Source organism: Jeotgalibacillus sp. R-1-5s-1 (assembly GCF_004405105.1).
In the GTDB taxonomy this organism is placed as follows: domain Bacteria; phylum Bacillota; class Bacilli; order Bacillales; family Jeotgalibacillaceae; genus Jeotgalibacillus.
This window is the reverse complement of record NZ_SORW01000007.1, coordinates 1-11,690: the sequence shown is the minus strand read 5'-3', so window position 1 is coordinate 11,690 and position 11,690 is coordinate 1. Positions and strand designations below refer to the sequence as shown.

Genomic DNA, 11,690 nt, shown 5'->3' with positions numbered 1-11,690 from the left:
TTTCCTCCTAGTGAGCCAGTTCTTTTTCGTATGGATGCAGCGTATCCGGATAAATTTCAGTCGGATATTTCCCTGTGAAACACGCAAGACAGTGTCCTTTGTTTTCACCTTCATCCTGACGTCCAATTGCATGAACGAGTCCTTCAACACTCAGGAAAGATAAAGTATCCGCACCAATCTGCTTTCGAATCTCTTCAACTGACAGTCTGGATGCGATTAATTCTTCATGTGTACTCGTATCAATTCCGTAGAAGCACGGGTTTTTAATCGGAGGTGAGCTGATGACAACATGCACTTCCTTCGCTCCCGCTTCCTTCAGCATCGTCACAATGCGACGGCTCGTTGTTCCCCGGACAATGGAGTCATCAACCATCACAACCCGCTTGCCTTCTACCACACCGCGAACAGGGGAAAGCTTCATTTTGACACCCTGCTCCCTCAATTCCTGTGACGGCTGGATAAAGGTACGGCCAATATAGCGGTTTTTAATAAGACCCATTTCATACGGAATACCGGCTTCCTCCGCATAACCAATCGCAGCGGAAATACTTGAGTCAGGTACACCCGTTACTACGTCTGCTTCAATCGGAAATTCAAGTGCAAGCTGTTTGCCGAGACGTTTTCTGGCAGAATGAATGTTGATGCCGTCAATATCACTGTCCGGTCTTGAAAAATAAATATATTCCATCGCACAGATCGCCCGGTTTGTTGAATAAGAAAAGCGCTCTGCACGAATACCTTCATCATTAATGATAAGCAGCTCACCCGGTTCAACTGACCGGATCACTTCTGCCCCGATAATATCAAAGGCGCATGTTTCAGAGGCAACAGCATACGCATCACCGATTTTTGCCAGTGTCAGCGGACGCAGACCATGTGGGTCGAGTGCCACCATCAATTCAGTTTCTGTCATCATGACAAATGCATACGCACCCTTCAGCATGGTCAGTGCATTTTTCACCCGCTCTTCAAGCGTTGCGTAGCCACTGCGTTTAATTAAATGAGCCAGAACCTCTGTATCAGAAGTCGTCTGCAGAATACTGCCCTGACGCTCAAGCTGATGCTTCAAAGAATTTGCATTGACCAGATTTCCATTATGAGCAAGTGACAGCGTGCCTGTCTGTGAGCGGAAGACGAGCGGCTGAACATTTTCATAACCGCCGCCTCCTGCCGTTGCATAACGGACATGACCAATCGCGCCGTGACCCGTTAGTTCACCAAGCATTTCCTGGGTAAATACTTCCGTTACAAGACCTTCTCCTTTATGGAAGGTAACGGCCTTACCATCTGAAGCAGCGATTCCTGCTCCTTCCTGGCCACGGTGCTGCAGACTCTGCAGGGCATAATACGTCAGCTGTGCTGCCTGTTCATGCCCCCAGATGCCAAAAACACCGCATTCTTCGTTTAATCCCTTTAGCTCAGCAAGCATGGGATCGCTCCTCTCCAGCTCTCTTCGAATTTGTCCACTGGCTGGTCGATGACTTTTTCTCCGTTGTGTACAATGCGGAAGATCGGTTGTGCCGTGACTTCACCGATTTTTCGGCCGCCTGTTAATTGTTCAAACGCTTCAGCATGTTCAGGTTTTACAGATATAAGGAACCTGGACTGTGTTTCACTGAACAGTTCTGTTACAGCAGAGCCTGTTGTTTCAGCGGTAACACCAAGACTTGTTTTAAAAGCAGATTCAGCGAGTGCAACCGCAAGGCCGCCTTCTGCAAGATCGTGTGCAGACTGTACAAGCCCCTCACGGATCGATTTCAGTAATCCCTGCTGGCGTTCCTGCTCTACTGCTAAATCAAGCTCAGGCGCTTTGCCCGAGATTTTTCCTTCTGTCAGCTTCTGAAGCTCACTGCCGCCAAATTCTGTTTTCGTTTCACCAATGAGATAAACAAAATCCCCTGCCTGTTTAAATGACTGCGTCGTGATATAGTCAAGCTTTTCAATCAGTCCGACCATGCCGACAACCGGTGTCGGATAGACAGCTGTTCCGTTCGTTTCATTGTATAAAGAGACGTTTCCGCCGATAACAGGTGCATTCAGTGTGCGACAGGCTTCACTCATACCGTCCACCGCTTTTTCCATCTGCCAGAAAATCTCCGGCTTGTCCGGGCTGCCAAAGTTCAGGCAGTCTGTAATCGCAAGCGGCTGTCCACCTGAGCAGACAATGTTACGCGCTGCTTCTGCTACAGCAATCTTTCCGCCTGTTTCAGGATCAAGATACAAATAGCGTGAGTTACAATCCGTCTTCATCGCCAGCGCTTTTTCCGTGCCGCGAATACGCAGTACCGCTGCATCAGATCCAGGTGTGACAACTGTATTCGTGCGTACCTGATAATCGTACTGGTCATACACCCACTCTTTACTCGCAATCGTAGGTTGCTTTAACAATGCGTGCAGTGTTTCCTCCAGGTTTTCAACCTTTGGCTCTGTGTTCTCAAGTGCCTGGAACTCACGGAAGTAAGCAGGCTCCTGTGATGGCTTATGATAAACCGGCGCATCCTCAGCAAGGGCATCAACCGGCACGTCTGCCACAACCTCTCCCTGATGAAGCAGGCGCAGACGCTTATCATCGGTTACTTTACCAACAGCTACTGCATCTAAATCATATTTATGGAACAAAGCCTGGATTTCTTCTTCTCTGCCTTTTTCAATGACAATCAGCATACGCTCCTGAGATTCTGAGAGCATCATTTCGTAAGCGGACATGCCTGTTTCACGCTGTGGTACTAAATCAAGGTTCATCTCAATACCTGAGCCCGCCTTACTTGCCATCTCAGCTGAAGAGCTTGTCAATCCTGCTGCACCCATATCCTGAATCCCGATCAGTGCGTCACTTTTAATCAGCTCCAGACACGCTTCAAGCAGCAGCTTCTCCATAAATGGATCGCCTACCTGAACCGCAGGACGTTTTTCATCCGAGTCCTCTGTTAATTCCTCAGAAGCAAACGTTGCGCCGTGGATCCCGTCACGCCCCGTTTTGGCCCCAACGTACATTACCGTGTTGCCGACTCCCTTTGCCTGACCTTTTTGAATCTCATCATGGTTAATCAGCCCGACACACATCGCGTTGACAAGCGGATTGCCATCATATGAACGGTCAAACTGCACCTCTCCGCCGACTGTCGGGATACCGATACAGTTTCCGTAGCCTGCAATCCCGGCTACGACCTGCTCAAATAAGTACCGAACACGAGGAGAATCCAGTTCTCCAAAGCGTAGGGAGTTGAGGATCGCGATGGGTCTAGCTCCCATTGAAAATACATCACGGATAATGCCGCCCACGCCCGTTGCCGCTCCCTGGTAAGGCTCGATCGCAGATGGGTGGTTATGGCTCTCGATTTTAAATGCCACTGCCTGGCCGTCTCCAATATCAACAATTCCAGCTCCTTCTCCCGGTCCCTGTAACACCTGCTCACCAGTCACAGGAAATTTCTTTAAAAGAGGCTTTGAATTTTTATAGCTGCAGTGCTCAGACCACATAACTGAAAACAATCCAAGCTCTGTATAGTTTGGCAATCTGCCTAAAATCTTCTCAACCAGGGCAAACTCATCATCTGTCAGCCCCATTTCGCGGTAGATTTTCTCATCCTTGATTTGCTGTTCAGCCGGTTCAAGCAGTAACGACATGAGAGTCCCTCCAGTGTTTTACGATTGATTGAAATAATTTAAGTCCATCTGCACTTCCAAGCAGCTCATCCACTGCACGCTCTGGATGTGGCATCATACCGAGCACGTTGCCGCGTTCATTTGTAATACCTGCAATGTCTGACAGACTGCCATTTGGATTTTCACCCGCATAGCGGAACACGATCTGTCCATTTGTCTCAAGCTGCTGCAGTGTCTTTTCATCGCAGAAATAATTGCCTTCACCATGTGCCACTGGAACGGTAATCCGCTCGTTTGGCTGATAGGCTTTTGTAAACATCGTTTCGTTATTGACAACTTCAAGTTCGACCGGACGGCAGATAAATTTAAGCCCCTGGTTTCTGAGCATCGCACCTGGTAAAAGGCCCGACTCTAAAAGAATCTGGAATCCATTACATACTCCCAGCACCGGCTTGCCTGCTTCAGCAGCCTTCACAACCTCATTCATCACTTTCGAAAAACGGGCAATCGAGCCTGAACGCAGGTAATCTCCATACGAGAATCCACCTGGCAGCAGGATCCCGTCAAACTGATCCAGATTCTCTGCATCATGCCAGACGTACTCCACTTCTTCCTTTAACTCATCTTTAATCGCATGGTACATGTCGATATCACAGTTTGATCCCGGAAAAACAATGACCGCAAACTTCATTGTGTAACGGCCTCCTCCACTTCAAACTCATAGTTCTCAATAACTGTATTAGCGAGCAGCTTCTCGCACATTTCTTTTACAACGTCTTCAACCGGACGGTCAGAAGGCTCAATCAACAGCTCCAGATATTTACCGATCCGTACATCCTGCACTTCCTGATAATTCATCGCATGCAGTGAATTCTTCACCGCTGTCCCCTGTGGATCTAATACACTTTCCCTTAATGTTACATGCACTTTTACCTTCATCATGATTGAACGCCTCCCAGTCGGTTTAATACCTTTTCATATGCTTCTGTCAGACTGCCAAGATTTCTTCTGAATACATCCTTATCCATTTTCTCACCTGTTTTACTGTCCCAAAGCCTGCACGTATCCGGTGAAATTTCATCCGCTAACAGAATATCTCCATTTCCGTCACGGCCAAACTCCAGCTTAAAATCAATCAGATTAAGTCCGATCTCTTCAAAAAATCCAGTTAACACTTTATTGACCTGAAGCGCTTTTTCCTTTAAAAGCGCAAGCTCTTTGTGAGTGGCAAGGCCGAGTATGTCAATGTGATCTTCATTCATGAGCGGATCACCCAGATCATCATCCTTGTAATACCATTCCACAATCGTTTTCGGGAGCTTTTCCCCTTCAGCAAGACCAAGCCGCTTTGAAAGCGAACCGGCTGCCGTACTTCTGACCACCACTTCAATCGGAATGATCTCAACTGCTTTTACCAGCTGCTCATGATCAGACAGCTTCTTAATGAAATGCGATTCGATCCCTTCTGCTCTCAGCTTGTCAAAAAGCAGGCTCGTGATCAGGTTATTGAGCACCCCTTTACCGGCGATCTCTTGCTTCTTCTCCCCATTAAAGGCGGTGGCAGAATCCTTATACTCAATCCACAGGACATCCTCCTGATCGGTCTGATACAGTTTTTTGGCTTTTCCTTCATAAAGCAGCTGCGCTTTGTTCACAAGGTTCACTCCTCTTTCGAATGTCGGAATATTGGGTCTATTCAGGTTAAAGTGTGTTTATAGAACGATTAAAATGAATGTCTTCGCTTTCCGCGGACGATTCAATAATTAATCCCAGTAACCGTTGATTTCCGTTGCAGGCGGACGCTTTCCGCGGGGAGAGCGGGTTTTGCTCCGGTGATCCCCCGGCTTCGCCGCCGGTCTCACCTGTCCCGCTTTATCCCGCTGGAGTCGCCGCCTTCCACTCCAATCAACTCAAAATGTCCCATATGTTTCTTGAAGTTTATCAAGGCTTTTTTCGTTCTTAAAGTAGTCCAATACGTTTAAAAATCGTATCAACGTGCTGGAGGTGGTAGCGGTAGTCGAAGCAGTCTTCGATTTCAGCCGGTGACAATTTGGATGTGATCTTTTCTTCTGATTCCACCAGCTCGCGGAAGTGCACCTGCTTTTCCCATGCCTCCATAGCTTTTGGCTGAACAGTGTCATACGCTTCTTCGCGTGACAGTCCTTTGTCAATAAGAGCAAGCAGGACTCTCTGAGAGTAGATCAGACCGAGTGTGCGGTCCATGTTGCGCTTCATGTTCTCAGGGAATACTGTCAGGTTTTTAACGATGTTGCCGAAGCGGTTAAGCATATAGTTCAGGGCAATTGTTGCATCCGGCAGGATCACGCGCTCTGCAGATGAGTGTGAGATATCGCGCTCATGCCATAATGGCACGTTTTCATAGGCTGTCTGCATATAACCACGGATCAGGCGGGCTAGTCCCGTCATATTTTCAGAGCCGATTGGATTGCGTTTATGCGGCATCGCTGATGATCCTTTTTGACCTTTAGCAAAAAACTCTTCCACTTCACGCGTTTCACTTTTTTGCAGACCACGAATTTCTACAGCGAATTTTTCAATAGACGTCGCGATTAAAGCTAGTGTTGCCATATAATCAGCGTGACGGTCACGCTGCAGCGTCTGCGTTGAAACTGGTGCAGGCTTCAGGCCAAGCTTTTCACATACATACGATTCTACAAATGGATCGATATTGGCATATGTACCAACAGCGCCCGACATTTTCCCGAATGCAATTCCTTCTGCAGACTGCTTAAAACGCTCAAGATTCCGCTTCATTTCTTCATACCAGAGGGCAAGTTTCAGACCGAATGTCGTGGGTTCTGCATGCACACCGTGTGTACGTCCCATCATCACCGTATCCTTATGCTCTTTCGCTTTTTCAGCTAAGATCTCAACGAAGCGCTCAAGGTCTGCGAGCAGGATGTCGTTAGCCTGGCGCAGCAGGTAGGAAAGAGCTGTGTCCACAACGTCTGTTGACGTTAAGCCATAGTGCACCCACTTCTTTTCATCTCCAAGTGTTTCTGATACCGCGCGTGTAAAGGCAACAACATCGTGTCTCGTTTCCTGTTCAATTTCTAAAATGCGGTTTACATCAAATGATGCATGTTCACGGATTTTTTTAACGTCTTCTTTTGGAATATCCCCAAGCTCTGCCCAAGCCTCACAGGCGAGGATTTCTACCTCAAGCCATGCTTCAAAGCGGTTTTGTTCAGTCCAGATTGCGCCCATTTCAGGACGTGTATAACGTTCAATCATGATTGTGCCTCCTGTTTTATACGCGTCTGCCAGATGCCGGACTCATCAATCTCCTGAAGTGTTTTCTGAAGATCGTCCGTCAAGATCGTGACATGACCCATTTTGCGGTTTGTTTTCGCTTCGTGTTTTCCGTATAAATGAAACGACCAGTGAGGATACTTTTCCATGGCTTCAAGGGTACCTTCCATATGCTGACCCAGAACATTCACCATGATAACCGGCTTTACGAGGTCAGCTGGCGCAAGCGGCCAGTTTAACACGGTACGGATATGCTGATGGAACTGAGAACATGTGCTTGCTTCAATGGAATAGTGACCTGAATTATGCGGTCTAGGTGCCAGTTCATTAACATAAATCTCACCGTTTTTACCGACAAACATTTCAACTGCAAGCGTTCCGACAAGCTGAAGGTGGTCTGCAATCTGATTGGCGAGCTTTACAGCATTTTCATGAACAGCTGGATTAATACGAGCCGGCACGATCGAAGCATGAAGGATCTGATTCACGTGTACATTCTCAGCAACAGGCTGATGTACCGTCTGTCCCCGTTTATTGCGCTGAATAATGACTGAGATTTCAAGGTCAAAATCAACAAATGATTCAAGCACACAAGTCCCATTTTTTTGAATCAGCTCAGCAGCTTCTGCCAGGTCATCATTGCTCATAAGCTTAACCTGTCCTTTGCCATCATAGCCTCCTGTTGCCGTTTTTAAAATCGACGGAAAACCGAACGTTCCTATGATATCATATAATGCTTGTTCGTGTTCAATGATTTTATAGTCCGCTACCGGTACACCTGCAGCTGTGAGATTTTCCTTTTCAAGCTGGCGGTTCTGTGTAATGCGAATCAGCTCAGAACCCTGCGGAACCGGTACATGCTTTTGCAGTTCATCAAGTGAATCAGCGTCTATATTTTCAAATTCATAAGTAACGATATCACTCAGTTCAGCAAGTTTCTCTAAACCAGCCTGGTCATCATATGCTGCAATAATCGGATAATCTGCCACCTGTGCACAAGGTCCGTCCTCTGCAGGATCTAAAACCGCAATGCTAAATCCTGCCTCTTTAGCAGCAAGCGCCATCATCCGCCCTAGCTGTCCACCACCTATAATACCAATCACCGCTGGAGGCTTGATCATCGTCATATGAGGTCACCACTGCTTTCGAGTACTTTTTCTTCACTTTTATTACGTAAGTCTGTAAGACGATTGGCAATGTCCGTATCAAATGCCGAAAGGATCTGCGCAGCCAGAAGTCCTGCATTCGCTGCACCTGCTTCACCAATCGCGACTGTTGCAACCGGAACACCCGCAGGCATCTGTACAATGGAAAGCAGAGAGTCGAGTCCTTTCAATGCCTTAGACTGAATTGGAACACCTATCACAGGAAGGGTCGTTTTTGCTGCCACCATTCCCGGAAGATGCGCGGCTCCTCCAGCCCCGGCAATAATGACCTTAATTCCGCGCTCTCTCGCCTGCTCGGCAAATGAAAACATCAGATCCGGCGTGCGGTGTGCACTAACCACTTGCTTTTCAAACGGGATCTCGAGTTCCTCAAGACGTTCACATGCTTTTTTCATGGTTGGCCAGTCTGATGTACTGCCCATAATTACACTAACCACTGCTGACATCGTCTCACTCCATCCGGATTTGATATAAAAAAATCAGCCACTTTCCTTTTATTACATGAAGGAAAGTGGCTGACCTGTACCTGCAGAATAGACGGGCAGAAAAAGCTGCCTCTGCTGGTGCTTTCCCTCATAGTCCTGTCATTTACGGTGCAGGGTAGAAACTTTCGGGCCATATTCCCGACTTTATATGAGGTCGTTCATTCAATTAATCTCGTACTCATCATAACAAGCTGACACAAGAACGTCAACTCAATAAACGAACATTAAAAATTCTGTAAATATCATTGTTCGCTTTTAAGGCCCTGAAACCGGATTTTCTGCCTGACAGGTTCCCTTTTGATGGAAGAACCTTCTTTCACTTCCTGAAACACCGGCTCTTCCATTCTTCTTACCGGCGTATAGCCCTCTGCTGCCATCCGGTCCAGGCAGTCAGAAATTGTCTCATTCTCTTCTACATCAAACCATTTTTTACTCATGAAGCCTGTTCCTCCCGCGTCATGCGTCTTCTCACACTCTTTACCCAGAAGCCGCCGTGAATCGCTTTAGGTTCGTAAGATATAATAAATGCCTTCGGATCAATTTCCTTAATCCGTTCATACAGCTTTAACTCATATTTACGCGGCGTCAGGATCTGCATCGCCCAGCGACCGCCTTCAAGACCATTTGCTTCCCAATCCGTCACTCCATATCCTAAAGAACGGAGCTTATTCGGCAGCTCAAGTCCATTATCCATCGTAATGACATTGACCGTAATATAACCAAGTGCCATCTTTTCTTCTATCTTCATCCCGATAATCACGCCCATCCCGTAACCGACTGCATAAGCAATCAGATTCTGAATTTCGTTCAGATTATCAAGTACCATTCCAAGTCCCACAACGTATATCACAACTTCCACCATACTGACCGCTGCGGCATAATAACGGTATCCTTTTAACGTCAGAATCATTCTGACAGTGAAAAACGATACATAAAAGATGTTGATCACAAAAATAATTGCAACCATCATCAAGCCACTTTCAAACAACGAACACCCTCCTCAATCACCGGCATTTCTAACGCCTAAATGCAATCCTACTAGCCTCCGTTCAAATTGTAAAGATCTTTCATTCCTAAAAATATGAACAATTTATTATTTCGCCTAACGAAGTGCTATACTGTGGTTATACATATTGAAGGAGTGACATCATGAAGACTTTATCCATTGGCATTATCGGCCTCGGTGCAATCGGTCAGCGCTTAATTCCTGCATTTATCGAACATGACCATTATGAAATCACAGCGATCAGCGATGTGAACCCTGAACTGATGAACCAAACAGAAAAACAGCATTCCCTGACTGCTGTAAAATATGCAGACGGCTTAGAATGTATTCAGCATGAAGGACTCGACGCTATCTATATCGCGGTCCCGCCAAAGTGGCACGCTGAATATGCACTGGCTGCAGCGGAAAAAGGCCTGGCTCTTTTATGCGAAAAGCCACTGGCTAATTCAATAGAAGAAGCAGAACAAATGGTGGCGGCAGTTGAAACATACAACGTGATCAACGCCATCCATTTCCCACTTCACTACAGTCAGGAAAAAGCGTTACTTGCAGAAAAGCTGAAGGAAATCGGTGAAATAAGCCGAATTGAATTAACGATGCGATTTGAAACATGGCCTCGCTTCTGGCAGCAAAACGAATGGATCAATAAACGCGAACAAGGCGGATTCATCCGTGAGATCACTCCTCACTTCATCCAGCTCACACACGAACTGTTCGGGGAGATCAACATCGAATCTTATACAACGGATTACCCTGAAAATAATATAAACAGTGAAACAAGCGTCATCGCATTTGGAACAGTCGACTCTAATATCCCATTCTTACTGAACGGACACAGCGGGATCGGATTAAAAGATAACCTTACTTACAGAATCTACGGAACAAAAGGCGTTCTTTCACTTGATCAGTGGGCAGAATTGAAACAAGCGACCCCTGAACAACCTTTGACTTTAATTCAGAGAAGAGCTCAGTCCGCATCTGAATCAATTTTAGATGAATTTTATCAGGCCGTCACCACTGGGGATGGAAAGATCGTCTCCTTTAAAGAAGGACTCAGTGTACAGCGTATATTCGAACAACTCTTATAAAAAATGCGTCTGCTCCTAAAAAGAAGCAGACGCATTTCTATTTTATAATACCTTCACAAACGCCTCAGCAGCCTTCTGGCTCGACTGAGGATTCTGTCCGGTAATAAACTTCCCATCAGTCAGAACATGCTCAGCCCAATTGCCTTTCGCCACAAAATGAGCACCCTGCTCTTCAAGTTTTGTCTGAAGCATAAACGGCATCAACGGATCAAGACCCGTCTCTTTTTCCTCTTCATTCGTAAAAGCAGTCATCTTTTTACCTTTTACAAGATAAGACCCATCCTTTAGCTGAACATCAACAAAGCCGGCAGGACCATGACAAACAGCCCCAATCACCTTATCATTCTCAGCAAAATGAGCTAACGCATCCTGCAGCTGGGGTTCATTTGGAAGGTCAAACATCGTTCCATGACCGCCAGGCAGGAAAATGCCATCAAAGTTCTCAAATACAACACTCGAAAGCTTCTCAGTTTTCTGAAGCTCAGCCTCAGCTTCCTTCCACTCAGCCGGATTCTCATTATCATCCAGACTGTTCGGATCAAGAGGAATGCTTCCACCCTTCGGACTTACCACTGTTACATCGTAGCCATGATTTTTAAACTCAACATATGGCTCAGCAAACTCCGAAAGCCACAAACCAGTTGGGTGTTCCGCATCAATCTCACTCGTATTCGTTAATACCATTAATACTCGTTTACTCATATCCTGCATACCACCTTTTTTAATATGGTTTGATTAAATTGTTGCACCTTAGTATGTTACCCGTTAGACATGCAGGTAAACGGACAATTTTTAAAAGATCAGGTAGGCTGGAAATTTAGTCATTCAGGACCATAACATTTTGTAAAAATCGGGCCGGATTCTTCACGTTATTTTCTTTATTCATCACACTTTTGTTCTTATTCTGTATACTTCTGCATTGATTCTACATGCTTTATTCCTCATTCTGCATACCTCTACAAAAACAACACAAAAAAACCTGTAACTCATCAATTGAGTTACAGGCTTTTTTAAGTGCCTAGCGACGTCCTACTCTCACAGGGGGAAACCCCCAACTACCATCGGC

12 protein-coding genes and 1 riboswitch are annotated in these 11,690 nt (G+C 46.2%); of the genes, 1 reads left to right on the top strand and 11 read right to left on the bottom strand.

Going from position 1 to position 11,690, the window contains the following annotated elements:
- Positions 1-7: 7 nt before the first annotated feature.
- From purF to E2491_RS03595, 10 genes are all read right to left on the bottom strand, one after another.
- Entirely contained in the window at positions 8-1,429 is a 1,422-nt protein-coding gene (gene purF / locus E2491_RS03640; RefSeq protein ID WP_134372827.1) for an amidophosphoribosyltransferase, read from the bottom strand.
- A complete protein-coding gene (gene purL / locus E2491_RS03635) occupies positions 1,414-3,627 on the bottom strand; it encodes a phosphoribosylformylglycinamidine synthase subunit PurL (RefSeq protein WP_134372824.1) in 2,214 nt (737 codons plus the stop codon). The genes purF and purL overlap by 16 nt, the downstream gene beginning before the upstream one ends.
- Entirely contained in the window at positions 3,611-4,297 is a 687-nt protein-coding gene (gene purQ / locus E2491_RS03630) for a phosphoribosylformylglycinamidine synthase subunit PurQ (protein WP_134372821.1), read from the bottom strand. The genes purL and purQ overlap by 17 nt, the downstream gene beginning before the upstream one ends.
- Complete coding sequence (gene purS / locus E2491_RS03625; RefSeq protein WP_134372818.1) at positions 4,294-4,548, bottom strand: phosphoribosylformylglycinamidine synthase subunit PurS; 255 nt, start codon at positions 4,546-4,548, stop codon at positions 4,294-4,296. Before purS ends, purQ begins: the two co-directional genes overlap by 4 nt.
- Entirely contained in the window at positions 4,545-5,261 is a 717-nt protein-coding gene (gene purC, locus E2491_RS03620; RefSeq protein ID WP_134372815.1) for a phosphoribosylaminoimidazolesuccinocarboxamide synthase, read from the bottom strand. Before purC ends, purS begins: the two co-directional genes overlap by 4 nt.
- 304 nt (positions 5,262-5,565) lie before the next feature.
- Complete coding sequence (gene purB / locus E2491_RS03615) at positions 5,566-6,861, bottom strand: adenylosuccinate lyase (protein ID WP_134372812.1); 1,296 nt, start codon at positions 6,859-6,861, stop codon at positions 5,566-5,568.
- A complete protein-coding gene (gene purK, locus E2491_RS03610; RefSeq protein ID WP_134372809.1) occupies positions 6,858-8,006 on the bottom strand; it encodes a 5-(carboxyamino)imidazole ribonucleotide synthase in 1,149 nt (382 codons plus the stop codon). The genes purB and purK overlap by 4 nt, the downstream gene beginning before the upstream one ends.
- Positions 8,003-8,491, bottom strand: coding sequence for a 5-(carboxyamino)imidazole ribonucleotide mutase (gene purE / locus E2491_RS03605; RefSeq protein ID WP_134372806.1), 489 nt, complete (start codon positions 8,489-8,491; stop codon positions 8,003-8,005). The genes purK and purE overlap by 4 nt, the downstream gene beginning before the upstream one ends.
- A 110-nt stretch (positions 8,492-8,601) precedes the next feature.
- A riboswitch (purine riboswitch) is annotated at positions 8,602-8,702 on the bottom strand.
- Between the two features lie 70 nt (positions 8,703-8,772).
- The gene (locus E2491_RS03600) at positions 8,773-8,967 is read right to left on the bottom strand and encodes an NETI motif-containing protein (RefSeq protein WP_134372803.1); all 195 of its coding nucleotides are present in this window, start codon (positions 8,965-8,967) and stop codon (positions 8,773-8,775) included.
- Positions 8,964-9,497, bottom strand: a complete 534-nt coding sequence (locus E2491_RS03595; protein WP_371414452.1) for a DUF2179 domain-containing protein — start codon at positions 9,495-9,497, stop codon at positions 8,964-8,966. The genes E2491_RS03600 and E2491_RS03595 overlap by 4 nt, the downstream gene beginning before the upstream one ends.
- 182 nt (positions 9,498-9,679) lie before the next feature.
- On the opposite strand from E2491_RS03595, the gene E2491_RS03590 reads away from it, so the two are divergent.
- Entirely contained in the window at positions 9,680-10,624 is a 945-nt protein-coding gene (locus E2491_RS03590) for a Gfo/Idh/MocA family protein (RefSeq protein WP_134372797.1), read from the top strand.
- Between the two features lie 42 nt (positions 10,625-10,666).
- Here the strand turns inward: E2491_RS03590 and E2491_RS03585 are convergent, their stop codons facing one another.
- Positions 10,667-11,326, bottom strand: coding sequence for a type 1 glutamine amidotransferase domain-containing protein (locus E2491_RS03585; RefSeq protein WP_134372794.1), 660 nt, complete (start codon positions 11,324-11,326; stop codon positions 10,667-10,669).
- Positions 11,327-11,690 lie beyond the last annotated feature (364 nt).